This is a genomic window from Mesorhizobium sp. M0045 (assembly GCF_040323385.1).
GTDB lineage: Bacteria > Pseudomonadota > Alphaproteobacteria > Rhizobiales > Rhizobiaceae > Mesorhizobium.
Window position 1 is genome coordinate 77,741 of record NZ_JAMYUY010000003.1, and the last position, 20,217, is coordinate 97,957.

The window sequence follows — 20,217 nt, forward strand, 5'->3', positions numbered from 1 at the left end:
CGGAAATGGCTTCGCGCGGCAAATTAGATCGATTCAATTCACAGTCAAGCGCTCTTTGCCGAAAGTGCTTGGACCAGACGCGACGTCCTCTCGCGTCGGCCAACCATCTCGGCGGTCCACTCCGAAATCCTTACGGCTCGGGATAAGGCGCGCCATCCTTGTGCACAAACCGGCCATCAGCGTTGGCGCTCATCATGTCGATGTCGGAGCAGGTGGCGACGTCGTCGGGCCAGCGCGAACCGACTTCGAGATAGATCGCCATCGCGCCCGATTTATTAATCATGTGATGGCCGTTGCCGGATCCTTTCGGAAAGGCCGCGCAGTCACCGGCGCGCAGCACCGTCTCGCCGGCATCTTCGACGAGCATCAGCTCGCCTTCAAGCACGTAGACGAATTCGTCTTCGTGCGAATGCCAGTGGCGCTGGCTCGACCAGTTGCCCGGCGGCAGGCGCATGAGATTGATGCCGAAGTCGGTGAGCCCGCCCGCGTTGCCCAGCCGCTGCCGCACGCGTTCGGCACAGGGTGCATCGAACGGCGGTGGATAGGATGAGCCCTTGCGTCCGGGCACGTCGGCAACGTCAATCTTAGGCACGGCGTCCTCCCCCCTAGTGATTCCTGGGGCGCCTTGCCTCGAACTCGGCCTTCTTGGCATCGGAGGCTTCGATCTGGTTCAGTGCCTGCCACTCGGCATAGGGCATGCCGTAGATGATCTCGCGCGACTGTTCCTTGCTGAGTTCGACACCCTCGGCTTGCGCCGCATCGCGGTACCAGTTGGACAGGCAGTTGCGGCAGAAGCCGGCGAGGTTCATCAGGTCGATGTTCTGCACGTCGGAACGCTCGCGCAGATGCGCGACCAGCCGGCGGAAGGCAGCGGCTTCGAAATCGCGCTTTTGTTCGTCGCTGAGTTCGGTCATGTCTTTGGCGTCCCTTGGGCCTTTCGTCACACCGGTCCGGTGCGCGAGCCGAATATTTTCACCGCATGTATATCGGCACGTCGATCGATCGCGTCAACGATCGGCGCCAGCCGCTCGGCCCATTCGAGGGCACCCTTAAGGTCGGCGATCAGGTCCTGGCGGATCTCGAGCAGCGCATGGGCAAATCCGTTGACGATGGCGTGCCTGAACATGGTGTCGCCGCGTAGTGCGCCGTCATAGGGTTCGTTGTCGCCGACGATGAGGCTCTTGTCCTTGGTGAGCATGTCGATCAGCGGCCGCGCAACGCGATCGTCGAGATCCCATAATATGCCGACGTGCCACGGCCGCACGAAGCCCTGCATGGTCGGCGTGAAGGAATGCACCGAAAAGATGAAAGGTGCCTGCGCGGACGCTTGCGCCACCGAGGCGATCATGGCGCCGACGGCATCATGATAGGGGCGGTAAAAGCGGTCCAGACGTCTTTCGCGTTCCTCCGGCGCCATGGGATAATTTCCCGGGATGATGGTGCCGTCATAGAGCTGGCGAATCAGCGTTGGATCGTCCTCGCCGCGATTGGGATCGATCAGCAGCCGTGAAAAATTGGCAAGCACCGCCGGAACGCCGAGCAGACTTGCGAGTTCGCGGGTTACAGTCTCGACGCCGATGTCGTAGGCGATGTGGCGATCGAACTCCGCCGCTGGCAGGCCAAGGCTGCCATATTCCTCCGGCAGGTCGCGGCGAGCATGATCGGCCAAAAGCACCATGCCGCGCTTGCGGTCGCCTTCGACGATGTCGAAAGGCGCGAAAACTGTGGATCGGGTCATCGGCGGGAAAGGTCTGTTCGCGGGCTTCCTGGGAGGGTGGTATCGTCATTCCACGAAGAGAACGCTTGCGCAATGCCGTTGTTTGGCCACGGTTTCTGCCAAAAAACTGAGCAGGGGCGATCGCAAGCGCGCCGGAGCCTTCTAAATCGATTGGAATTGGACAGATCGGCGCGTTGACATGCGTACGGACTTTTCCGAAAAGGGGCGTTGAGAGATGCAAATGTGGTTCTTGAGGGGTTTCAGGATGGGTTTCGCCGGCAGGCTGCGTGTGCGCCATGCCTTGGCCATGCCGCTCCTGATACCGGCAATGGGCCTTTTCGCGGTGATCACGGCCTCGCCGGCACGGGCCGATTTCCGGGTCTGCAACGCCACGCAGAACCTGGTCGGCGTCGGCATCGGCTATCGCGCCAAGGCCGGCTGGATCACCGAAGGCTGGTGGCACATCGAAGGATCGAGCTGCAAGACGCTCATCGAGGGACCGTTGTCATCAAGGTTTTACTATCTTTATGCAGAAGACGCCGAGCGCGGCGGACGCTGGGATGGCCCGATCAACATGTGCGTGGCCGAAAAAGAGTTCAAGATCGCCGGCGTTACCGACTGCGTCGCCCGGGGCTTTCAGCGCGCCGGATTTCAGGAATATGACACGGGCGAGCAGGCAAGCTGGATGGTCCAGCTGACTGACGAGCCCGCAACGGATGGCGCTGCAGCCGCCCCGGGAACAAACAGTCAATGAGACGTAGCCGCAAGGTCAAGATCCTCGCCACCATCGGTCCGGCCTCCTCGTCCGAGGAGATGCTGAAGAAGCTGTTCGAAGCCGGCGCTGACGTGTTCCGGATCAATATGAGCCACACCGACCATGAATTGATGCGGACGCTTGTCGGCCGCATTCGTGCTGTCGAGGAGGCGGTCGGCCGGCCGATCGGCGTTCTCGCCGACCTGCAAGGGCCAAAGCTGCGCGTCGGTAAGTTCGCCAACGGCAAAGAAGTGCTGACCGTCGGCCAGACCTTCACGCTCGACGACAATCCCGAGCCCGGCAATTCGAAGAGGGTCTACCTGCCGCATCCCGAAATCCTGCGTTCGGTCGAGGCCGGTCATCGCCTGCTGATCGACGACGGCAAGCTCGAGCTCAAGGCGGTCAGCAGCAACGGCAAGGCGATCGTCTGCACCGTCGTCGCCGGCACCACCATTTCCGACAAGAAGGGCGTCAGCCTGCCCGACACCGACCTGCCGGTCGGCGCGCTGACGGAAAAGGACCGCCGGGATCTTGACGCGGTTCTGGCAACCGGCGTCGACTGGGTGGCGCTGTCCTTCGTGCAGCGGCCCGAGGACCTGGCCGAAGCGCGCAAGATCGCGCGCGGCCGGGCGCTGATCATGGCCAAGATCGAAAAGCCGCAGGCCGTCGCCCGGCTGGCCGAGATCATCGAGCTTTCGGATGCGCTGATGGTCGCCCGCGGCGATCTCGGCGTCGAGATGCCGCTCGAAGCCGTGCCTGGCATTCAGAAGCAGATCACCCGCGCCGCCCGCCGCGCCGGCAAGCCTGTGGTCGTTGCCACGCAGATGCTGGAATCGATGATCACCGCGCCGGTGCCGACCCGCGCCGAAGTCTCGGACGTGTCGATCGCCGTGTTTGAAGGCGCCGACGCGATCATGCTTTCGGCGGAGTCCGCTGCCGGCGCCTACCCGGTCGAAGCGGTGGCGATGATGAACCGGATCGCCACCAAGGTCGAAACCGACCCGACCTATGCCGGCATCATCAACGCGCAGCGCTCGGAACCGGAAGCGACCGGCGCCGACGCCATTTCGCTTGCTGCCCGCGAGATCGCCGAGACGCTGAAGCTGTCGGCCATCATCACCTACACGGCCTCGGGTACAACCGGCCTGCGTGCCGCGCGTGAGCGGCCGCAAGTGCCGATCGTCGCATTGTCGCCGATCCTCAACACGGCGCGGCGGCTGTCGCTGTTGTGGGGCACGCATTGCGTCGTTTCTCCCGATGCCATCGACCTCGACGACATGGTCGATCGCGCCTGCCGCATCGCCTTCGACGAAGGTTTCGGCAAGCCCGGCGACCGCGTCATCATCACGGCCGGCGTTCCGCTCAGGACGCCCGGTTCGACCAACATGCTGCGCATCGCCTATGTCGGATCGGAAGTCGGACGCTAATGCCGGCGGCGGCTGGCGGATCGGCCGGCTGCATGGCGCGTCGTAAACACGGCGCCAGCCCGGCGCATCGACGGCAGTCGGGTTAGGATCGACGCCGAACTCCGCCAGCTTGCATCGGCCTGCAGCCGGCGGTTCGAAGGTCCTGTTCGACTTGAGCTGGAAGTCAGTTAAGCTAATCTCTCCTGGGAGAAAGAGGAGGGTGATCCAATGTGGATGCGCACTGATCTTCTGGAACTCCTCGGCATTGAGCACCCGATAATCCAGGCGCCGATGAGCGGCGTCACCACACCGGAACTCGCGGCGGCGGTCAGCAATGCCGGGGCACTAGGCTCGCTCGGATGCGGTATTCTGCCTGCTGCGGCTATCCGCGAGCAGCTCACGGCGACACAGCACGCCACCAATCGTCCGGTCAACGTCAACTTCTTTGCGCACCCGGCGCCGGCACGCGATGATGCGGCTGCACAAATTATGCGCGACCGCCTTCGCGGCTGCTATGAGGAGGTCGGCCTCGGACCGGTGCCCGAGCCGGGCGAGCCCTTCCCCACCTTCGATCGTGAGCGTCTCGAAATTGTGCTCGAGCTGCGCCCGAAGGTGGTCAGCTTCCACTTCGGCCTACCCGACACCGCAATTGTGCAGCAGTTGAAAGCGGCCGGCTGTACTGTCTTGTGTTCGGCTACCACCGTCTCGGAAGCGCGCCAGCTTGAGGCAGGAGGGGTGGACGCCATTATTGCCCAGGGATACGAGGCCGGTGGGCATCGCGGCACATTCACTGGCGACCCTGCTATCGGCACAGCCGGCACCATGGCCTTCGTACCGCAGATTGTTGATGCCGTGCGGGTGCCTGTAATTGCCGCCGGCGGTATCTTCGACGGTCGCGGCATTGCCGCCAGCTTTGCACTTGGTGCATCTGGTGTGCAGATCGGCACGGCTTTCCTGGCCTGTCCTGAAGCCAATGTGCAGCCAGTCTATCGCGCAGCATTGCGCTCGGCCAACGACGAGAGCACGTCGGTGACTCGCTGCTTCACTGGCCGCCCAGCGCGCGTGGTGCGCAACCGGTTTGTGATGGAAATGGCTGGTGAGGAAGATGCTGCGCTGGCGTTTCCGCTACAGGCGAGTCTGGTCATGCCGCTTTCGATGGCGAAGGATGAAAGCAAGCGGGCTGACTTCTTGCCCATTTGGGCCGGGCAGGGCGTTGCGAAGCTGCGGCAGATGCCGGCCGCCGCGCTTGTGGAGAAACTCGTCACGGAAACAAGCGGCGTAGATCGGGCCTATAGGGGAGTAGGGGAGTAGGGGAGTAGGGGAGTAGGGGGCATGCGTTCCGCAGTGCAATCTACACCACTTACATACTGCCTTACTCCCCTATTGCCCTACTGGCTTCAAATGCCTTCGCCGGCAAGCTCCTCGGAAAGTGCGGCGACCTGGTCCTGGGCGCTGCGCATCATCGGGTAGATGCCGAGAACGCGCTGCCAGGCCTCGAGTGCCGACTGCTTGTGGCCGGTTTCGGCCATGATCTGAGCAAGGCCCGAAAGCGCGCCGAAATGGCGTGGTTCGAGCTGCAGGGTGCGGTCGATGTCCGCCATCGATTTTCCGTAGTTCTTCATCATGAAATGAACAGTGGCGCGCCGGTTCCAGCCTTCCGCATAGGTCGGCTGCAAAGTCACCACCTGATCAAGGAAATCGAGTGCAACATCGAATTTCTGGTTTTCGATTGCCTTCTGCGACCATTGCATCATCAGATCGATAGAGGCGCTGCCCGACTGGGACCACTCGCTGCCGATCCGTCCGGCGATGCGCTCGGCCGCCTTTTCATTGCGTTCGCGCTTGAGATCGGCAAACAGCTGATCGAGCCGCGCCTGTTTCGTCTTGACGACCGGAGGTGCTGTCGGCGGAGTTGTGGTCGGATCTTCAGCCCACGCCGGCAGCGAGACAGCGCCGGACACGAGGAAAGCCGTGAAAAATGCAAAAAGAATCCGCATCGCGGGAATCTAGCCCCCGACGCCGGATCGTCAAACTGAATTTAGCGTGAGTGTCGTATCATGCGAACGGAGGCGCGCAGCCTCCGTCGAAAACTCAACCCTGGCGCGCCTTGTAGCGCGGCGCGGTCTTGTTGATGATGTAGATGCGGCCCTTGCGACGAACCAGCTGGTTGTCGCGGTGACGCGCCTTCAACGCCTTGAGCGAATTCTTGATTTTCATGGTCTTGCCCGTCGGTCTGGGCCCGGTCACGGGCCGAATTATTAAGGCGCGCCCACAGACGCGCCTTTGAACTGTGCGTGGCTCATAGACGAGGAGCGTTGCCCGTGTCAACCGCAAGCGCGTTGCCTAAACGATACGGCCCGTTTCGTATCATCAAATATCCGCCACTGGCGCCTTGCGGCATTGCGCAGGCTTGCGACGGCTGGAATGATGCGGCTGCGAATTGGAGATCGTCATGCGCCGAATTCTTGTGTCCGCCTGTCTTGTCGTCCTCGCGGCAGGCTCTGTTGCCCACGCGCAGGAATGCGACCGCAACGACGACAGCCAGCAGATGATGAACATCTGCGCCGACTTGGACTACAAATCCGCCGACGCCAAGCTCAACAAGGCCTACCAGGATCTCATCGGCGGAAGTGACGCAAAAGCCCGGAAGCTGTTGCAGACGGCGCAGCGCGCCTGGATCGCTTTTCGCGACGCGGAATGCAGCTATTCCGCCGCGGACAGCGAAGGCGGCTCAATCTATCCGTGCTGATATCGGAATGCCTGACGCGGCTGACCGACGATCGCACCAGCAGCTCACCGCCGATTCGACCTGCGCAGAAGGCGATGTGAGCTGCGCCAGCCCCGACGAGGACGAGAGCGCCGACATCCAGTAAGCGTAGGTTCTAACTTTGTGTTTGAGCATGATCTTTTCCGAAACCGGATTCCACTTTTCGCTAGCGCGGACCTTCGGTTTGGGATCATGCTCTAGCTGCGGCGGCTCACGCGCGTAAAATGGCCCATCTTGCGGCCGGGCCGCGCCTCGGCCTTGCCATAGAGGTGCAGCATCAGATCGGGCTCGGCGAGCAGCTCAGCAACGCGCCGGATGTCGTCGCCGATCAGGTTTTCCATGACGCAGTCGAACTGCCGGGCGGGATTTCCCAGCGGCAGGCCGGCGACGGCGCGGATGTGCTGCTCGAATTGCGAGATGGTGCAGGCGGCCTCCGTCCAGTGGCCGGAATTGTGGACGCGCGGCGCTATCTCGTTGACCAACAGCGAACCGTCGGCAAGGACAAAGAATTCGACGCCGATGACGCCGACATAGTCGAGCGCTGCAAGGATCTCTGCCGCCGCCGTTTGAGCCGCAGCAGCCGTCTCGGATTTTACTCCGGCCGGCAGCGTCGAGCTGTGCAGAATACCGTTGCGATGGACATTCCACGCTGGATCGTAGGCGGCGAGCGAGCCGTCGCTGCCGCGCGCGGCGATCACCGAAATCTCGCGCTCGAAGGTGACGAAGGATTCCAGGATCAACGGCACGTTGCCCATCGCCTCGCAAGTGCCGGCAAAGCCGCCTGTTTCCATGTTGCGGAAGACACGCTGGCCCTTGCCGTCATAGCCCATGCGGCGCGTCTTCAATATGCCGCTGCCGTTGAACTGTTTCAGCGCAGCCGTCAGTTCCTCGTCATTGTCGACGGGACTGAAATCCGCGGTCGGTATGCCGATACCGTTGAGGAATTTCTTTTCCGCCAGCCGGTCCTGCGCCACTTCCAGTGCGCGTGCCGGCGGATAGACCGGCACCGTAGAGGCAAGTGCCGCGGCAGCCGCGACCGGAACGTTCTCGAATTCATAAGTAACGACGGCACTGGCCGCAGCCAGCTCGCCAAGCGCGGCCGCGTCGTCGTAGGCGGCGACGATCTGCCGGTTGGCGACCTGTGCCGCCGGGCAATCCGGCTGCGGCTCCAGCACGACGATGCGATAGCCGAGGCGGGCCGCGGCCATCGCCAGCATGCGGCCGAGCTGGCCGCCGCCGATGATGCCGATGCTCGATCCCGCCGGCAGGCTCACGGCGCGTCCGTGGGCTCGGCGGCCACCTTGGCGGTCTGCGCGGCGCGCCAGCTATCCAGCCGGGCGGCGAGCTTTTCGTCGCTCAGCGCCAGCACCGCGGCGGCGAGAAGGGCAGCGTTGGCAGCGCCGGCCTTGCCGATGGCCAAAGTGCCGACCGGAATGCCGGCCGGCATCTGCACGATTGATAGCAGCGAATCCTGGCCCGACAGCGTCTTTGATTCCACCGGCACGCCGAACACCGGCAGCGGCGTCATCGCCGCCGTCATGCCCGGCAGATGCGCCGCACCGCCGGCACCGGCGATGATCACCTTGTAGCCGGCCGCCTTGGCGCCCTTGGCGAAGTCATAGAGCCGGTCGGGCGTGCGGTGGGCCGAGATGATCAGGCGCTTGTGCGGAATGCCAAGCGCCTCAAGCGTTTCGGCGGCGTGGCGCATCGTCGCCCAGTCGGACTGGCTGCCCATGATGATGGCGACGTCGGCGCGGTGATCGTCCAAGCTTCTGCTCTCCGGCGGCAAAGGCGCGCATTAGCGGAAATCGAGGGGAGCCGCAAGGATGGCCGAAACGGCAAAGCCGCTTATGCCGTCTCCGTGGCTACGCACATGGACTTGGGGGGTCTGTCATCGGGCGGCCGCTGCTCGGAAGCGGTTGACGAAGTCGTCAAGTTCAGGCCGTTCGGTATCGGAAATCGCCCAGTAGGAAAAGGCGCTGTCGCTCCAGTGGACCAGCGAGAAGCCACCAGCAGAAAGATCGACCGGTCCGGCTGTCGAGCCGGTTTCCTCGGGCGCGGCGACGAGAGTGATCAGGTGCTCGCGGTGCCTGTAGACCAGTGCCGGCACTGGCTGGTCGGCGATCACCTCGACTCGGCCGCCGAGCAACGCGAAGCCGTCACTGGCAAGGTCAGGTGCCGGCGGAGACAGGCCGACCCTGCCATCCAGCCAGGGTTTGACCGTGTGCCGGTCCGACGAGACGACGTCCACCGGGCTGGCTGCCAGCAGGCTGCGGCGGTGGCTGTTGGCGACCGCGGCGGCAAAGCTGTCGGGCGCCCTGCTCAGCATCATCCATTGCGTCGCGCCGCTGGCCAGCACGGCGGTAACGACGATCGACGCCGCCAGCGCGCGCCAGTCGAACGCGCCAAATCGGTGCATCGCCCTGTGCGCTGGCAGCACTCGAGCGGCGGGCGCCGGCGCCGGCAGCACTTTCTCCATACCGGCTGTCCCGATTGCAGCGATGCGAGCCTTGAAATCCTCACGGACATCGAGCCTCGGCAGCCCGCTGACGACCGTCTGCAGCGCAACGATGCGGGCATGCTCGGCGGCGAGCGCCGGGTCGGCCGCGATGCGTCGCTCGACAGCCAATGCTGCTGCTGCGTCGAGCTCGCCATCGACCAAGGCATGGATCATCAGCGCCACGCCCGCCGGGTCATCGGGCAGTCCATCGTTGTGCGCGCTCATAGCGCCCTCCCAAGTTGGGATATCAGCAGACCGCGCGCCCTCGCCAGCCGCGACATCACCGTGCCTAGCGGCACGCCAAGCAGCGTCGCGATCTCGCGATAGCTGAGGCCGTTGACGTCGCGCAGCACCACAGTCTCGCGAAATTGGTGCGGCAGCGCGGCGATCGCCGCCTCGAGTGCGGCCGTGTCGGCCTTGGCGATCAGGCTTGCCTCAGGATTATCCGTATCCGGCAGGCCGGCGACATATGCAGCCGTCATGTCATCGAGGTCGCTCAGGTCGCCGACGGCGACGATACTGCGCGGCCGGTGGCGCGCCAGCCAGGAGTAAGAGGCGTTGCGCACGATCGCCAGCAGCCAGGCGCGCGCATTGCCGCCGGCATAGCCGGCGATGCCCGCATGCGCCTTCAAACAGGCCTCCTGCACCACATCCTCCGCATCGGCTGCGTTGCCCGTCAGCCAGCGGGCAAGCGCAAGCGCATCCGCGAGATGGGGCAGAACCACCTCGCGAAAGCGCTCGGCCGCGGCCTCTTGGTTCAACACCGTCGCATCGCCCGGCATCCCGGGCAGAACCTTCCGAAAATCCTCACGGAGCGACGGTGATCCTGCCCTGCATGTGCGGGTGAAGCCCGCAGAAATAGGCATAGTCGCCCACTTTGGTGAAAGTGAAGGCATATGTGTCACCGGTGTCAAGCGCCTTGGAGCGAAACGAGGCATCGTTGGCGACCACCAGATGCGGGATGTCGTCGTCATTCTCGAAGGTTACGGTAGTGCCCTGCTTTATCGTCAGCACCGCCGGTGTGAAGGCAAAGTTCTCGATCTTGATCATTGGCTGGTCTGCTGCGTTCAGTGGCATGGCAACCATTATCAGGATCGCCGCCACACCGAACGTGACAGGGGATACGACCAAGACGCGGGATGGGAAGCAGATCATCGCATTTCCCCTCAAGCCAGCGTGCTGTCGATGATGGCGAGGTCCTGCCCGCCTTGCTTGACTGTGACGCTGCTTGTGCCGAGCAGGCTGCGCAACTGGCCGGCAGGCACCGTCATCGGCCCGGGTGAGGCTGCGGTGCCCGGCGCCGGTTGCGGGAAAGCGGTCGAGCGCGCGGTATGAAAGGTAACGTTGCCTTCGACCTTCTGCATGATCTGGTGGATATGGCCGTTGAGTACGGTGACAGAGCCGAAGCGCTTGAGCAGGGCCAAGGCCTGCGCCGCGTCGTCGGTGCCCCAGCCCCATTCGGGATAAACAGCCCATAGCGGGATGTGGGCAAAGACGACGATTGGCGTCGAGGCGGTGACCGCCTTCAGATCATCGGCCAACCATGCCAACTGGTCGGCGCCGAGATTGCCCAGTCCTCCAGCCTTCAGGTTGACGACGTTGACCAGCCCGATGAAATGGACGCCGTTCTGGTCGAACGAATACCAGCCGGCGCCCTTGGTGCCTTTGCCGTAGCGGTCGAGATAGGCCTGGCCATTGCCGTCATCGATCAGGTCGTGCTCACCGGGCACATAATGTACGTCGAAGCCTGCGCCGCCGATGATCTGGGCAGCGTTGTCGAACTGCGCGGCTTTCGACAAATGGGTGATGTCGCCGGTGTGGATCATGAAAGCGGGCTTTTGCGGCAACGCCTGGATCTTGCCGATGGCCTCCTTCAGCGTGTCGATGGCGTGCGGGTTGGCAGCCTTGTCGAAGCCGATGTGGCTGTCGGAGATCTGGAGGAAAGTGAAGCCGGTGGCCAAGGCTTCTGCGGCTTGCGCCGCGCCGAGCAGGCTGAGCGAAACCGGCACGCCGGCCGAAATCGTCCACAGCACTCCCGTGCCGGCCCAGATCATGCATTCCAGTGCATGACGGCGGCTGATGCCGTCAGCTTCATTGTCGTGGTGGTGGGTCATACCGGTCTCCTGCAACGCCGGAAATGGCGTCTGCTTGGGAGACCAATGGGCGTGGTGGTTTATTCCGCCCGACGACCAAAAAGTCATTCACAGTGCCGTGATGGCGTAATGGCCCGATGCCAAGCCGGCGCTGGAAGGCACTGGCTCGACCACGTTCTGGCGATGTCTAGTCCGGCCAGCGCACGGCCCCGGCGGACTGCTTGCGAGCGGGTTTCATCGCATCCGCGGGCCGATCGGCAGCACTCAGCACCGCCCGCAGGCTTTCGGCGACGATCTCCGCCTCGCCGGGATGAAGATTGCATGGATCGAGGAAGAAGTGACCGCGCTCGACCTCGTGGTTGCGCACGATGATCGGGGGCGAGCCCGCCGCCAGCGCCGAGGCAAGGCCGGCGGCGGTGAACCTGCTTTCAGGCGTAACAAACACCTGCAGGCGGTCGAGCGGATTGGCGGTCGGATCGGGAATGATATGCGCGGCGATACCAGGTAGCCCTTGCAATGCGTCTTTCCACAGATGCAGGGCGGCTTCCTCCCGCTGACGGATGCCGGCATGGTCGCGCCGCTCCCAGGCTTCCAGGGCCGCCATGGTGCCGGCAATGCTCTCCTTGCCCACCTTCATGGCGCGCGCAACGCCGCGGTTCTGGAGATAGGCGGCCCGCACCAGATCCTTGCGCCCCGTCACGATGCCGCTTGTCGGTCCGCTGAGGAACTTGTGCCCGCTATAGACGACGATGTCGGCGCCGCGTGCGAGAAAGCCGCGCAGGTCGTATTCGGAGGCGGCGTCGACGATCACCGGCACGCCCTTGGCGTGGCAGATCTCGCAGAACTCCTCGAGCGAAAGCATGCCGTATTGCACCGTGTGATGCGCAACTACGTAGAGGCCGGCCGCGGTGCGGTCGCGGATCGCGTCGCGCACATGATAATCCTGCGTCACGCTGACCGTGCCGGCGGGTATCGTCTTCGCCCCGGCCAACCGGATCGACTGGTCGATCGGCGCGCCGTAATTGACGATGTGACCGAGCTGGACGATGACCTCCGACTTGACGCCCTCAATGTCGTCCGGCAGCCGCTCGATCGCAAGAAGGCTGGTTCCGGTCATCGCGCCGGCAATCGCCATGGTTATGCCGCTGGCGCAGCACGCGGTGATGAAGCCGGCCTCGCCGCCGGTGAGGCGTGCAATCACAGTACTTGCGGCGCGCTGCAGATCGTCCATCTCGACCCATTGCGAGGCGATTTCGGACATTGCGGCAATCGCTTCTGGCACGATGATCGAAGCGCCGAGCGCCGTCATCGTACCGGAAACGTTGATGATCGGGCGAAGGCCAAGCCGTTCGCGGATTGTCGTGTTGGAACGGTCAGCGGCATAGGTCGTCATCTCTGCAGATCCTGTTTCGAACGATTTCAGGCGATCTCGACGACCGCCTCGATTTCAACTGTGATGTTGCCCGGCAGCGATCCGACACCGATTGCCGAGCGGGCATGTCCGCCGATCTTATCAAAGACGGCGGCGAAAAGATCGGAACAGCCATTCACCACCTTGGGGTGCTCGCTGAATGTCGGCGTCGCATTGACAAAGCCAAGCAGCTTGACGACGCGCACGACGCGGCCGAGGTCGCCGGCCGCCGCATGCATGACGGCGAGCAGGTTCAGGCCGGTCAGACGCGCATGCCCATAGGCCTCTTCAACGCTGACGTCGTCGCCGACCTTGCCGGTGCAGAGCGCGCCGTCGGCGCGCAACGGCCCCTGGCCGGAGAGGAAGATCAGCCGTCCGCTCTCGGCATAGGTGACGAAGTTGGCGATGGGCTTCGGCGGCTCGGGCAGTGTCAGGCCCAATTCCGCGAGCCGGATGTAAGGCGTCATAAAAGCTCCTTGCGACAGCTTTCGCCGTCCGATGTCAAAAATGCGAGGCGCGAAACCGCGCCAGGAAGCTGCGAAGGCGTTCATTGTCGAACCCCACCGCCAGAATCTCGGCGGGTGGTCCGACGGCGCTGACGCCGCCGTCCGCCATGAAAACGATGCGGCTCGATGCATCGCGTGCAAAAGCCATCTCATGCGTGACCATCAGCATCGTCATGCCGTCTTCGGCGAGGCTGCGAACGACCTCGAGCACCTCGCCAACCAGTTCGGGGTCGAGCGCCGAAGTTATCTCGTCGAGAAGCAGTATCTTCGGCTCCATCGCCACCGCGCGGGCGATGCCGACGCGCTGCTGCTGGCCGCCGGACAGCTCGGCCGGCAGGCTGTCGGCCTTGTGGGCGAGGCCGACCCGGCCGAGCCAGTGCTCGGCAATGGTGCGGGCCTCGGCATTGCTCTTGCCGCGCACCTTGCGCAGGCCAAGCATGATGTTGCCGGCGGCAGTCAAATGCGGAAACAGATTGAAGCTCTGGAACACCATTCCGGTCTCGGCTCGCATCGCCGCCAGGTCGCGCTCGCTGCGTCGCTGGCGTGTTCCCGTCTCGCGATAGCCGACCTCCTTGCCATCGATACGGATCGAGCCGCTGTCGTAGCTCTCCAGGAAGTTGACGCAGCGCAGCAGCGTGGTCTTGCCGCTGCCGGAAGGGCCGATGACAGTCACCACCTCGCCGCGTGTCACCTTGAGGCTGACCGAGCGCAGGACCTCGACGGATCCAAAGGCTTTGGAAACCTCGGAGACATCGAGAAGTGCCGGATTCTGGTGCGAGGCATTGGACATCTTGCTATTCCCGGATGAATGAGAAACGCTGCTCCAGCCGCCGGCTGGCCAAGGAGAGGGCGTAGTTGACGGCGAAGTAGACGAGCGCACCGAGAATGTAGAGCGGCATCGCCTCATAGGTGCGGCCGATGACCTGGTTGATTGCCTGCATCAGGTCGGTGATGCCGAGCAGCGAGACCAGCGCGCTGCCCTTCACCGCGTCGGTCACGCCATTGATCCAGGGTGGCAGGAAGCGCCTGAACGCCTGCGGAAAAATGACGTAGGCCAGCCGCTGGCGAAAGGTCAGTCCGATCGCCATCGCCGCCTCGGACTGACCCTTGGGAATCGAGCCGACGGCGCCCCTCAGATATTCGACCACCTGTGCGGTCTTGAAGAGGGTGAGGGCGAGTACGGCCGCCCAAAAGGATTCCAGATGCAGCCCCACCGCGGGCAGGCCGTAATAGACGAAGAAGATCAGCACCAGGATCGGAATGCCGCGTATGGTGTCGCTGAAGATGCGCACTGCCCAGCGCAGCGGAGCCGGACCGTAGACAAGGCCGACGCCCATCAGCACGCCGGCGATGAGCGATAGCACCACGACCAGCAGCGACACCCACAAGGTCACGGCAAAGCCTTCGGCGAGGAACGGCAAGGCGTAAATGATCTGGCTCAGCATCTCAGCGCGCCGCCTTGAACCGGCGCTCGACCAGCCGCAACGCGAAAAGCAGTGCATAGCCGGTCAACAGGTACATCGCCGTCACCACCAGATAGACCTCGACAATGCGGAACGTGTTGAAGTTGATCCACTGGGCGCCGTAGGTGAGCTCGGGTACCGAGATGACCGATGCCACGGACGTGTCCTTGAAGAGCGATATGAATGTGTTGGAAAGCGCCGGCAGGGTTATGCGCAGCATCGTCGGCAGGCGCACGTGGAGCAGCCTTTGCCATGGCGTCAGGCCGATTGCCTTGCCGGCGTCGAGCTGTCCGCGCGGCACCGCCTCGAGCCCCGAGCGAAACACCTCGACCAGGTAGGCGCCGCTGTAGAGCGATAGCGTGGCAATAAATGAGGTTTGCGCACTGTAGGCAATGTCGACCACCGTCGGCAGGCCGTAGAAGACCAGATAGACGAGCAGGATCAGCGGCACGTTGCGGATGAACTCGACATAGGCCGCGATGATGGTCCGCACCGCACGTCCGGCCGATACATACCAGACCGCCAGAACGAGCCCGATGACGATGCCGATCGCGATCGAGATGACGGCCAGTTCGAGGCTTAACAGCAGTCCGCCCCAGAGCTTGTCGAAATGCCGCCAGATCAGGTTGAAGTTGAGGGTATAACCCATGCATCCCCGTCATAGAGGGCTGTGATGAGAGGGGGGCGGAAGGACGTTTGTCCTTCCGCCTGCTTGCATCAGATGACCGGGAAACCGGGATGGCGGGCCGGCGGCTCCTGTCCGAAATAATCCTTGAACGCAGCGTCGTAGAGTGCCGTTTCATGGCCGAACATGGCGATGGTGAAGGTCTGGTTGACGAAGGTCAGCCAGTCGAGGTCGCCCTGCCGCAGTGCGGCGCCATAAAGCATCGAGAACCAGCTCTTGCCGGCATCGAAGTATTTGTCTGGATTGCGCGAGGCGAGCCAGCGGACCGTTGACAGATCAACCGCGGCAGCGTCGACGCGCTTGGATTCCAGGGCCTGCAGCACGTTGGCCTGCGTGTCTATCTGCATCACCTGCGACTCCGGCAGCACGATATGCACATTTGCCTCGGCATCAACGTTTTGCAGGATGGAAATCCGGGTCGCCGAACCGGCGGCAAGCAGCTTGTCGAAGGTCTTGTTTTCGGCGTTCGGAAGGGTCAGCAAGGCGATGCCTTCGACGTAGTAGGGCCTGGAGAAGTGGATCAGCTGCGAGCGCTGGGCGGTCATGGTCATGAACTGGATGGTGATGTCGACCTTGTTGGTGGTCACGTTCGGAATGCGCTGAGCCGGATCCTGCATGACGAATTCGACTTTGGTCGGGTCGTCGAAGAGCCCCTTGGCGAGAATGCGACCCATGGTGATGTCCATGCCCACCAGTTCGCCGGCGTCGTTCTCGAAATGCCAGGGCGCATTGGTGCTGCCGGTGCCGACGATCACCTTGCCGCGCTCGAGGACGGTGCGCAGCAGGCTGTCCGGCGCTGCCTGGGCCGCCGCTTTCTGAACGTCGACCGCGGTAGCGGCGCTCATCACTCCGGCCGTTGCAAGCCCGGCCATTCCCAGTTTCAGAAATTCACGTCTTTTGGATGTGTCGTTCACGGCGACCTCCTTTCGTGTTGTGTTCCCCTTTGGACCAGCGATACAGGCATCGGTTGCAACTGATGTAATTGTCTCTTACAAGAGACGCCTGTACTCTGTACAAGACAGATTAACATCAGGGATCGATAATGCAAGATGGCAATGCATTGGCCGCTCGACCGGACGTCGGACTGGACGAAGACAAGACCTCGGGCTCTCGGGAGAAGGGTCTCAACCGGGTTCTCCAGATTTTGGAGTTTCTCCACACGACACAGCGCGCGATCGGCGTTGGCGACCTTGCCAAAGGAGTGAACGCGCCGCGTTCGACGACTTATACGCTGGTGCGCTCGCTGGTCGACGCAGGCCTGCTTGAGATGGCTGGAGACGGCAATCGGGTCTATTTCGGAAAGAAGCTTTATCTCTACGGAATGGACTATGTGCGGGGCAACGACCTGCTCAGGCGAGGGCGCCAGGAAGTCGACCATCTGTCGCGCGAGACCGGCGAGACCTCGGAGCTGTGCATGCTGCAAAGCGGCCGCTACACCATCGTCCATTCAAGCCCGGGAACGAGGCCATTCAGGATCAGTTCGGCGACGGGTCTGCAAATACCGCTTCCCTGGACAGCTTCCGGGCGGCTGCTCCTCGCCGGATTCGACAGGGCGGCGATCGAGGATATGGTCTCGGAAGACGATCTCGTGCTGCCGGACGGCCGCAGGTTGCGGCTCGACGATTTCATAGCCGACATCGCCGTCGCCAAATCGGCCGGCTACTGCGTCACCTCCGGCCTTGTCGATGCCTACACGAAATGCCTGGCCGCGCCGGTTTTTTCAGCGCCGGGCAGGGTCGAGGCGACGATGTGCCTGGTGGTTCCGATCGATACTTCGAGTGAAAAGACCGACGATCTGATAGCGTTGTTGCGCGAGCGCGCCGCACGGCTTTCGATCGCGGCATAGCGCTTTTCCAGCAGGCCGGCGCCGGCGTTCGTTCAAGCAATAATGTCTGGAATGATCTTGTCTTCCAGCGCCATCAGCCTGTCCTTCAGGAAAAGCTTCTTTTTCTTCATGCGCTGGATCTGCAGCGGGTCGCAATTCATGGCGATCATCGCATTGATGGCCGCGTCGAAATCGGCGTGTTCCTGCTTCAGCCGGGAATATTCGAGGCGGATATCCGCCTGTTCCTGATCGGACATTTTTACCGTCTGCACGTCTGCGGCGCCCAAACACTGGGCCTGATTGGGCGGGACCGGGGCCTTCTTGCACCGGCGCGCAGCCCATACCACATTTCACATTGTCGTGGAATGCTACCACGCAGCATTCGACATCGGTGCCCGATGGTGGCACACTGTCATTATGCCGTCACAGAAGCGAGCCTGCGGTGGACGTGCCTTGGCGGCTGCAATCGAGGAAACCATGAAAGGGAGAACCAATCATGTCTCTTGCATCCCATCTTGATGAGCTGCAGCGGAAACACGGCGACATCGAACGGGAAATCGACGATGCGATGGCCCATCCATCGGTAGACGACCTCGAAATCGTGAATCTCAAGCGGCGCAAGCTGGCGCTCAAGGACGAGATTGAAAAACTAAAGGCGAAACCGACGACGCACTGAAGCCCTTCCAGGACTAGAAGCGCGCGCCGCCCGGCGCGCGTCTCTTTCCGGTGGCATATCGCTATGCTGCCGGAAATGCATGTGGATTTGCGGCAAGCTGCCGTCTTGTCATTTCCGATTTGCTAGGCCTGCGCGCCAGTCGCCATTGACAAGCCATCTTTGCTCCTCCACCTCATGCCCGGACCTTCAAGATAAAGGCAGCCGGCATGACCGGATATTTTTCCTCACCCTTCCCACGCCGCAGATCGGTCGGTGTCGATGTCGGCGGCGTGATTGTCGGCGGCGGCGCGCCGGTCGTCGTCCAGTCAATGACCAACACCGACACGGCCGATGTCGATCAGACGGTCGCACAGGTGGCGGCGCTGCATCGCGCCGGCTCCGAGATCGTGCGCATAACCGTCGATCGCGACGAAAGCGCTGCCGCCGTGCCGGCCATCCGCGAGCGGCTGGAACGACTCGGCATCGACGTGCCGCTGGTCGGCGATTTCCATTATATCGGCCACAAGCTCCTGGCCGACCACCCGGCCTGCGCCGAGGCACTGGCTAAATACCGCATCAATCCCGGCAATGTCGGCTTCAAGGACAAGAAAGACCGGCAGTTCGCCGCGATCGTCGAGATGGCGATCCGATACGACAAACCGGTGCGCATCGGCGTCAATTGGGGTTCGCTCGACCAGGAGCTGCTGACCCGGCTGATGGACGACAACCAGGCCCAGGGCTTTCCGCTGACCGCCCAGGAAGTGACGCGCGAGGCAATCGTGCGGTCGGCAATCCTGTCGGCCGAAATGGCTGAAGAGATCGGCCTTGCCCGCGAGAAAATCATCCTGTCAGCCAAGGTCAGCGGCGTGCAGGATCTGATCGCCGTCTACACCGAGCTTGCCACCCGTTCCGACCATGCGCTGCACCTCGGCCTGACGGAGGCGGGCATGGGCTCGAAAGGCATCGTCGCCTCGTCCGCGGCCATGGGCATCCTGCTTCAGCAGGGCATTGGCGACACCATCCGCATCTCGCTGACGCCGGAGCCAAACGGCGACCGCACGCGCGAGGTGCAGGTGTCGCAGGAGCTGTTGCAGACCATGGGCTTCCGGCAGTTCGTGCCGATCGTTGCCGCCTGCCCGGGCTGCGGGCGCACAACCTCGACCGTGTTCCAGGAGCTTGCCCAGAACATCCAGGCCGACCTGCGCAAGAACATGCCGGTGTGGCGCGAACAATATCCCGGCGTCGAGAACCTCAAGGTCGCGGTGATGGGTTGCATCGTCAACGGTCCGGGCGAATCCAAACACGCCGATATCGGCATTTCGCTGCCCGGCACCGGTGAGACGCCGACCGCCCCGGTGTTCGTCGACGGCAAGAAGGCGGCGACCCTGCGCGGCCCGTCGATCGCCGCGGATTTCGAGAAAATGGTTTCCGACTACATCGAACGGCGGTTTGGGCAACACGGCAAAGCCGCGGCGGAGTAGTTCGATGCGGCGTTTGCTTGGGGCGACGCTGGTTGTCATTTCCGGGCTGGGCTGGGCGGCGGCCGTCCAGGCCGATCCGCCGCGGCCCGCCAAGCAGAAGCTGATCGATCGAGTTTGCGATCTTATCGAGACGCATGCCGACCAGAACGGCCTGCCCCGGGATTTCTTTGCCCGGCTGATCTGGAAGGAGAGTCGTTTCGATCCCAACGCGGTCAGCCCCGTCGGCGCGGAGGGTATCGCCCAATTCATGCCGGGTACCGCCAAGATGCGCGGGCTCGCCAATTCGTTCGATATCGAGCAGGCTATCCCGGCCTCGGCAAAATATCTCGCCGAAATGAAGACCGGCTTTGGCAATCTGGGCCTCGCCGCAGCTGCATACAATGCCGGCGAGAGCCGGGTGACGCGCTGGCTGAATTCCGGCGGATTCCTCCCGATGGAGACCGAAAGCTACGTCCTGGACGTCATGGGCGAGCCGGCCGACAGGTTCACCGATGCCGCCTACGCCGGCGTCATCCGGCCGCTCGACAAGAAGGCGACTTTCGCTGCCGCTTGCCGCGAGCTGCCGGTGATCATGTCCAGAACCGTGCCGATGTCGTCGATCAACATCAAGCCGTGGGGCGTGCAGGTGGCCGGCAATTTCCGTCGCGCCGCGGCGCTCAATCAGTGGAGCAACGTCAAGCGCAGGTTTCCAGCCTTGCTCAGCGGTCGCGATCCGGTGGTCAGCCGGGTGCGCACACCGATCGGCAGGCGCGGCATCTATGCGGTGCGGATCGGCGCCGACACCAAAGCCAAGGCCGACGATATTTGCCAGAAACTGCACAGCGTGGGCGGCGCATGCATCGTGGTGCGCAATCGGTAAGCCATATGTCGGTGCGTTTTCGCGCCATTGCTGCCATCTTGCTCCCCGTGGGCACTTCGTCCTCGACACGTGAATCATATTTTTGGTGAACCGTT

At 63.0% G+C, this 20,217-nt stretch carries 26 protein-coding genes; 8 read left to right on the top strand and 18 right to left on the bottom strand.

Annotation, left to right across the window (positions count from 1 at the left end; genetic code table 11):
- Positions 1 to 130: 130 nt before the first annotated feature.
- Genes NKJ72_RS05250 through NKJ72_RS05260 form a run of 3 tightly spaced genes read right to left on the bottom strand, consistent with a single transcriptional unit; the run spans position 131 to position 1,738 of the window.
- Positions 131 to 592, bottom strand: coding sequence for a cupin domain-containing protein (locus NKJ72_RS05250; protein ID WP_352476144.1), 462 nt, complete (start codon positions 590 to 592; stop codon positions 131 to 133).
- Between the two features lie 13 nt (positions 593 to 605).
- Complete coding sequence (locus tag NKJ72_RS05255; RefSeq protein WP_352476145.1) at positions 606 to 914, bottom strand: DUF1244 domain-containing protein; 309 nt, start codon at positions 912 to 914, stop codon at positions 606 to 608.
- Between the two features lie 26 nt (positions 915 to 940).
- The gene (locus tag NKJ72_RS05260) at positions 941 to 1,738 is read right to left on the bottom strand and encodes an N-formylglutamate amidohydrolase (RefSeq protein ID WP_352476146.1); all 798 of its coding nucleotides are present in this window, start codon (positions 1,736 to 1,738) and stop codon (positions 941 to 943) included.
- A gap of 268 nt (positions 1,739 to 2,006) precedes the next feature.
- Between NKJ72_RS05260 and NKJ72_RS05265 the strand changes: the two genes are divergently transcribed.
- The 3 genes from NKJ72_RS05265 (at position 2,007) to NKJ72_RS05275 (ending at position 5,188) form a co-directional block, all read left to right on the top strand.
- Positions 2,007 to 2,471: a DUF1036 domain-containing protein gene (locus tag NKJ72_RS05265; protein ID WP_502894192.1), complete on the top strand. Its 465-nt coding sequence runs from the start codon at positions 2,007 to 2,009 to the stop codon at positions 2,469 to 2,471.
- Positions 2,468 to 3,898 carry a pyruvate kinase gene (pyk, locus tag NKJ72_RS05270; RefSeq protein ID WP_254816515.1) on the top strand — a complete coding sequence of 477 codons (1,431 nt, stop codon included), beginning with the start codon at positions 2,468 to 2,470 and terminating at the stop codon, positions 3,896 to 3,898. The genes NKJ72_RS05265 and pyk overlap by 4 nt, the downstream gene beginning before the upstream one ends.
- 207 nt (positions 3,899 to 4,105) lie before the next feature.
- Complete coding sequence (locus tag NKJ72_RS05275) at positions 4,106 to 5,188, top strand: NAD(P)H-dependent flavin oxidoreductase (RefSeq protein ID WP_352476147.1); 1,083 nt, start codon at positions 4,106 to 4,108, stop codon at positions 5,186 to 5,188.
- 86 nt (positions 5,189 to 5,274) lie between these two features.
- Here the strand turns inward: NKJ72_RS05275 and NKJ72_RS05280 are convergent, their stop codons facing one another.
- Positions 5,275 to 5,874 (bottom strand): tetratricopeptide repeat protein, encoded by a 600-nt coding sequence (locus NKJ72_RS05280; protein ID WP_352454860.1) that lies wholly within the window; start codon positions 5,872 to 5,874, stop codon positions 5,275 to 5,277.
- Between the two features lie 94 nt (positions 5,875 to 5,968).
- Positions 5,969 to 6,094, bottom strand: coding sequence for a type B 50S ribosomal protein L36 (gene ykgO / locus NKJ72_RS05285; protein WP_006203764.1), 126 nt, complete (start codon positions 6,092 to 6,094; stop codon positions 5,969 to 5,971).
- Between the two features lie 223 nt (positions 6,095 to 6,317).
- Here ykgO and NKJ72_RS05290 point away from each other — a divergent pair, with 223 nt between their 5' ends.
- Positions 6,318 to 6,626, top strand: a complete 309-nt coding sequence (locus tag NKJ72_RS05290; RefSeq protein WP_352476148.1) for a lysozyme inhibitor LprI family protein — start codon at positions 6,318 to 6,320, stop codon at positions 6,624 to 6,626.
- Between the two features lie 215 nt (positions 6,627 to 6,841).
- Here NKJ72_RS05290 and NKJ72_RS05295 read toward each other — a convergent pair whose 3' ends face one another.
- The 12 genes from NKJ72_RS05295 to NKJ72_RS05350 all read right to left on the bottom strand — a co-directional run bounded on the left by NKJ72_RS05295 (position 6,842) and on the right by NKJ72_RS05350 (position 16,216).
- Entirely contained in the window at positions 6,842 to 7,918 is a 1,077-nt protein-coding gene (locus tag NKJ72_RS05295) for a 5-(carboxyamino)imidazole ribonucleotide synthase (protein ID WP_352476149.1), read from the bottom strand.
- Positions 7,915 to 8,412, bottom strand: coding sequence for a 5-(carboxyamino)imidazole ribonucleotide mutase (gene purE / locus NKJ72_RS05300; RefSeq protein ID WP_352476150.1), 498 nt, complete (start codon positions 8,410 to 8,412; stop codon positions 7,915 to 7,917). Before purE ends, NKJ72_RS05295 begins: the two co-directional genes overlap by 4 nt.
- Before the next feature lie 123 nt (positions 8,413 to 8,535).
- Positions 8,536 to 9,369: an anti-sigma factor family protein gene (locus tag NKJ72_RS05305; RefSeq protein ID WP_352476151.1), complete on the bottom strand. Its 834-nt coding sequence runs from the start codon at positions 9,367 to 9,369 to the stop codon at positions 8,536 to 8,538.
- The gene (locus tag NKJ72_RS05310; RefSeq protein ID WP_502901833.1) at positions 9,366 to 9,926 is read right to left on the bottom strand and encodes a sigma-70 family RNA polymerase sigma factor; all 561 of its coding nucleotides are present in this window, start codon (positions 9,924 to 9,926) and stop codon (positions 9,366 to 9,368) included. The genes NKJ72_RS05305 and NKJ72_RS05310 overlap by 4 nt, the downstream gene beginning before the upstream one ends.
- 25 nt (positions 9,927 to 9,951) lie before the next feature.
- Positions 9,952 to 10,194, bottom strand: a complete 243-nt coding sequence (locus NKJ72_RS05315; protein WP_352974016.1) for a cupredoxin domain-containing protein — start codon at positions 10,192 to 10,194, stop codon at positions 9,952 to 9,954.
- 116 nt (positions 10,195 to 10,310) lie between these two features.
- A complete protein-coding gene (locus tag NKJ72_RS05320) occupies positions 10,311 to 11,258 on the bottom strand; it encodes a metallophosphoesterase family protein (protein ID WP_352476153.1) in 948 nt (315 codons plus the stop codon).
- A 166-nt stretch (positions 11,259 to 11,424) separates the two neighbouring features.
- The gene (locus NKJ72_RS05325; protein ID WP_352476154.1) at positions 11,425 to 12,630 is read right to left on the bottom strand and encodes an aminotransferase class V-fold PLP-dependent enzyme; all 1,206 of its coding nucleotides are present in this window, start codon (positions 12,628 to 12,630) and stop codon (positions 11,425 to 11,427) included.
- Between the two features lie 26 nt (positions 12,631 to 12,656).
- Positions 12,657 to 13,115: a RidA family protein gene (locus tag NKJ72_RS05330; protein WP_254816524.1), complete on the bottom strand. Its 459-nt coding sequence runs from the start codon at positions 13,113 to 13,115 to the stop codon at positions 12,657 to 12,659.
- Positions 13,116 to 13,149: 34 nt separating this feature from the next.
- Positions 13,150 to 13,944, bottom strand: a complete 795-nt coding sequence (locus tag NKJ72_RS05335) for an amino acid ABC transporter ATP-binding protein (RefSeq protein WP_352476155.1) — start codon at positions 13,942 to 13,944, stop codon at positions 13,150 to 13,152.
- Between the two features lie 4 nt (positions 13,945 to 13,948).
- Entirely contained in the window at positions 13,949 to 14,599 is a 651-nt protein-coding gene (locus NKJ72_RS05340; protein ID WP_254816526.1) for an amino acid ABC transporter permease, read from the bottom strand.
- 1 nt (position 14,600) lies between these two features.
- On the bottom strand, positions 14,601 to 15,266 hold the full coding sequence (locus NKJ72_RS05345; protein ID WP_352476157.1) for an amino acid ABC transporter permease: 666 nt from the start codon (positions 15,264 to 15,266) through the stop codon (positions 14,601 to 14,603).
- A 68-nt stretch (positions 15,267 to 15,334) separates the two neighbouring features.
- The gene (locus NKJ72_RS05350) at positions 15,335 to 16,216 is read right to left on the bottom strand and encodes a transporter substrate-binding protein (protein ID WP_254816528.1); all 882 of its coding nucleotides are present in this window, start codon (positions 16,214 to 16,216) and stop codon (positions 15,335 to 15,337) included.
- Positions 16,217 to 16,344: 128 nt separating this feature from the next.
- Between NKJ72_RS05350 and NKJ72_RS05355 the strand changes: the two genes are divergently transcribed.
- Complete coding sequence (locus NKJ72_RS05355; protein WP_352476159.1) at positions 16,345 to 17,148, top strand: IclR family transcriptional regulator; 804 nt, start codon at positions 16,345 to 16,347, stop codon at positions 17,146 to 17,148.
- A 32-nt stretch (positions 17,149 to 17,180) separates the two neighbouring features.
- On the opposite strand, the gene NKJ72_RS05360 is transcribed toward NKJ72_RS05355, so the two are convergent.
- Positions 17,181 to 17,384 (bottom strand): YdcH family protein, encoded by a 204-nt coding sequence (locus NKJ72_RS05360; RefSeq protein WP_023678480.1) that lies wholly within the window; start codon positions 17,382 to 17,384, stop codon positions 17,181 to 17,183.
- 239 nt (positions 17,385 to 17,623) lie between these two features.
- Between NKJ72_RS05360 and NKJ72_RS05365 the strand changes: the two genes are divergently transcribed.
- The 3 genes from NKJ72_RS05365 (at position 17,624) to NKJ72_RS05375 (ending at position 20,122) form a co-directional block, all read left to right on the top strand.
- On the top strand, positions 17,624 to 17,803 hold the full coding sequence (locus NKJ72_RS05365; protein WP_254816530.1) for a YdcH family protein: 180 nt from the start codon (positions 17,624 to 17,626) through the stop codon (positions 17,801 to 17,803).
- Positions 17,804 to 18,009: 206 nt separating this feature from the next.
- Positions 18,010 to 19,263 carry a flavodoxin-dependent (E)-4-hydroxy-3-methylbut-2-enyl-diphosphate synthase gene (gene ispG / locus NKJ72_RS05370; RefSeq protein ID WP_352476160.1) on the top strand — a complete coding sequence of 418 codons (1,254 nt, stop codon included), beginning with the start codon at positions 18,010 to 18,012 and terminating at the stop codon, positions 19,261 to 19,263.
- A 4-nt stretch (positions 19,264 to 19,267) separates the two neighbouring features.
- Positions 19,268 to 20,122, top strand: coding sequence for a lytic transglycosylase domain-containing protein (locus tag NKJ72_RS05375; RefSeq protein WP_352476162.1), 855 nt, complete (start codon positions 19,268 to 19,270; stop codon positions 20,120 to 20,122).
- Positions 20,123 to 20,217 lie beyond the last annotated feature (95 nt).

Bases quoted from the DNA above. Each gene is read 5' to 3' on its own strand.
- NKJ72_RS05255 (WP_352476145.1), bottom strand. From the start codon at position 914: ATGACCGAACTCAGCGACGAACAAAAGCGCGATTTCGAAGCCGCTGCC.
- NKJ72_RS05375 (WP_352476162.1), top strand. From the start codon at position 19,268: ATGCGGCGTTTGCTTGGGGCGACGCTGGTTGTCATTTCCGGGCTGGGC.
- NKJ72_RS05320 (WP_352476153.1), bottom strand. From the start codon at position 11,258: ATGACCCACCACCACGACAATGAAGCTGACGGCATCAGCCGCCGTCAT.
- NKJ72_RS05330 (WP_254816524.1), bottom strand. From the start codon at position 13,115: ATGACGCCTTACATCCGGCTCGCGGAATTGGGCCTGACACTGCCCGAG.
- NKJ72_RS05280 (WP_352454860.1), bottom strand. From the start codon at position 5,874: ATGCGGATTCTTTTTGCATTTTTCACGGCTTTCCTCGTGTCCGGCGCT.
- NKJ72_RS05310 (WP_502901833.1), bottom strand. From the start codon at position 9,926: ATGCCGGGCGATGCGACGGTGTTGAACCAAGAGGCCGCGGCCGAGCGC.
- NKJ72_RS05305 (WP_352476151.1), bottom strand. From the start codon at position 9,369: ATGAGCGCGCACAACGATGGACTGCCCGATGACCCGGCGGGCGTGGCG.
- pyk (WP_254816515.1), top strand. From the start codon at position 2,468: ATGAGACGTAGCCGCAAGGTCAAGATCCTCGCCACCATCGGTCCGGCC.
- NKJ72_RS05340 (WP_254816526.1), bottom strand. From the start codon at position 14,599: ATGCTGAGCCAGATCATTTACGCCTTGCCGTTCCTCGCCGAAGGCTTT.
- NKJ72_RS05365 (WP_254816530.1), top strand. From the start codon at position 17,624: ATGTCTCTTGCATCCCATCTTGATGAGCTGCAGCGGAAACACGGCGAC.
- NKJ72_RS05335 (WP_352476155.1), bottom strand. From the start codon at position 13,944: ATGTCCAATGCCTCGCACCAGAATCCGGCACTTCTCGATGTCTCCGAG.
- NKJ72_RS05260 (WP_352476146.1), bottom strand. From the start codon at position 1,738: ATGACCCGATCCACAGTTTTCGCGCCTTTCGACATCGTCGAAGGCGAC.
- NKJ72_RS05315 (WP_352974016.1), bottom strand. From the start codon at position 10,194: ATGATCAAGATCGAGAACTTTGCCTTCACACCGGCGGTGCTGACGATA.
- NKJ72_RS05360 (WP_023678480.1), bottom strand. From the start codon at position 17,384: ATGTCCGATCAGGAACAGGCGGATATCCGCCTCGAATATTCCCGGCTG.
- NKJ72_RS05275 (WP_352476147.1), top strand. From the start codon at position 4,106: ATGTGGATGCGCACTGATCTTCTGGAACTCCTCGGCATTGAGCACCCG.
- NKJ72_RS05345 (WP_352476157.1), bottom strand. From the start codon at position 15,266: ATGGGTTATACCCTCAACTTCAACCTGATCTGGCGGCATTTCGACAAG.
- ykgO (WP_006203764.1), bottom strand. From the start codon at position 6,094: ATGAAAATCAAGAATTCGCTCAAGGCGTTGAAGGCGCGTCACCGCGAC.
- NKJ72_RS05325 (WP_352476154.1), bottom strand. From the start codon at position 12,630: ATGACGACCTATGCCGCTGACCGTTCCAACACGACAATCCGCGAACGG.
- ispG (WP_352476160.1), top strand. From the start codon at position 18,010: ATGACCGGATATTTTTCCTCACCCTTCCCACGCCGCAGATCGGTCGGT.
- NKJ72_RS05355 (WP_352476159.1), top strand. From the start codon at position 16,345: ATGCAAGATGGCAATGCATTGGCCGCTCGACCGGACGTCGGACTGGAC.